The sequence below is a fragment of the Staphylococcus sp. TE8 genome (assembly GCF_000692055.1).
Taxonomy (GTDB): domain Bacteria; phylum Bacillota; class Bacilli; order Staphylococcales; family Staphylococcaceae; genus Staphylococcus; species Staphylococcus capitis.
The window spans coordinates 1-1674 of record NZ_JMGB01000008.1 but is presented as its reverse complement, the minus strand read 5'-3'; the positions used below and the strand labels follow the sequence as shown (position 1 = coordinate 1674).

General features: G+C 49.9%; 1 rRNA gene. It reads right to left on the bottom strand.

From position 1 onward, the window contains the following. Positions 1–76 precede the first annotated feature (76 nt). Positions 77–1627, bottom strand: a 16S ribosomal RNA gene (locus CM54_RS12185). Positions 1628–1674 lie beyond the last annotated feature (47 nt).

Here is a 1674-nt window from a genome sequence, read left to right as displayed (position 1 = left end):
TAAACATTCAAAACTGAATACAATATGTCACGTTATCCTTTCATCTTCGAAGAAGATGTTCCGAATATATCCTTAGAAAGGAGGTGATCCAGCCGCACCTTCCGATACGGCTACCTTGTTACGACTTCACCCCAATCATTTGTCCCACCTTCGACGGCTAGCTCCAAAAGGTTACTCCACCGGCTTCGGGTGTTACAAACTCTCGTGGTGTGACGGGCGGTGTGTACAAGACCCGGGAACGTATTCACCGTAGCATGCTGATCTACGATTACTAGCGATTCCAGCTTCATGTAGTCGAGTTGCAGACTACAATCCGAACTGAGAACAACTTTATGGGATTTGCTTGACCTCGCGGTTTCGCTACCCTTTGTATTGTCCATTGTAGCACGTGTGTAGCCCAAATCATAAGGGGCATGATGATTTGACGTCATCCCCACCTTCCTCCGGTTTGTCACCGGCAGTCAACTTAGAGTGCCCAACTTAATGATGGCAACTAAGCTTAAGGGTTGCGCTCGTTGCGGGACTTAACCCAACATCTCACGACACGAGCTGACGACAACCATGCACCACCTGTCACTCTGTCCCCCGAAGGGGAAAACTCTATCTCTAGAGGGGTCAGAGGATGTCAAGATTTGGTAAGGTTCTTCGCGTTGCTTCGAATTAAACCACATGCTCCACCGCTTGTGCGGGTCCCCGTCAATTCCTTTGAGTTTCAACCTTGCGGTCGTACTCCCCAGGCGGAGTGCTTAATGCGTTAGCTGCAGCACTAAGGGGCGGAAACCCCCTAACACTTAGCACTCATCGTTTACGGCGTGGACTACCAGGGTATCTAATCCTGTTTGATCCCCACGCTTTCGCACATCAGCGTCAGTTACAGACCAGAAAGTCGCCTTCGCCACTGGTGTTCCTCCATATCTCTGCGCATTTCACCGCTACACATGGAATTCCACTTTCCTCTTCTGCACTCAAGTTTTCCAGTTTCCAATGACCCTCCACGGTTGAGCCGTGGGCTTTCACATCAGACTTAAAAAACCGCCTACGCGCGCTTTACGCCCAATAATTCCGGATAACGCTTGCCACCTACGTATTACCGCGGCTGCTGGCACGTAGTTAGCCGTGGCTTTCTGATTAGGTACCGTCAAGACGTGCATAGTTACTTACACATTTGTTCTTCCCTAATAACAGAGTTTTACGATCCGAAGACCTTCTTCACTCACGCGGCGTTGCTCCGTCAGGCTTTCGCCCATTGCGGAAGATTCCCTACTGCTGCCTCCCGTAGGAGTCTGGACCGTGTCTCAGTTCCAGTGTGGCCGATCACCCTCTCAGGTCGGCTACGCATCGTTGCCTTGGTAAGCCGTTACCTTACCAACTAGCTAATGCGGCGCGGATCCATCTATAAGTGACAGCAAGACCGTCTTTCACTGTTGAACCATGCGGTTCAACATGTTATCCGGTATTAGCTCCGGTTTCCCGAAGTTATCCCAGTCTTATAGGTAGGTTATCCACGTGTTACTCACCCGTCCGCCGCTAACGTCAGAGGAGCAAGCTCCTCGTCTGTTCGCTCGACTTGCATGTATTAGGCACGCCGCCAGCGTTCATCCTGAGCCAGGATCAAACTCTCCATAAAAAATTATGATGTTTGATTAGCTCATAAATACTAAATAGTTTGTAACG